Genomic DNA, 232 nt, shown 5'->3' with positions numbered 1-232 from the left:
GCACCACGGCAAGGATCTGCCCGGCGCGAACGTTGCCGACGCTTACCACATGGTTGCCGACCTGCGCCCAGATATCGGCATCTTCCGTGACTTGCATATAGCGTGCGGGAACGCCCTGCTGGCTGAGCAGACTGGCGGAAACGCTGGCAGATGCCAGAAAAAGGAACAATGTAATGACTCGGGCAAACATGCGCATCGAACCGGTAAACCTGAATGCCGCCATTGTAACAAA

Annotated in this window: 1 protein-coding gene; it reads right to left on the bottom strand. The window is 56.9% G+C overall.

The genetic code is table 11. The annotated features are described in order from the left end of the window. Nucleotides 1-232, bottom strand: a 232-nt coding sequence (locus QP437_RS10510; protein WP_285267802.1) for a hypothetical protein, incomplete at both ends; no start/stop codon positions are given.

It is taken from the genome of Haemophilus sp. UMB1048 (assembly GCF_030218125.1).
Classification (GTDB): Bacteria; Pseudomonadota; Gammaproteobacteria; order Enterobacterales; family Pasteurellaceae; genus Haemophilus_D.
The sequence above is the reverse complement of the archived record's forward strand: the minus strand, read 5'-3'. Positions and strand labels throughout refer to the sequence as shown.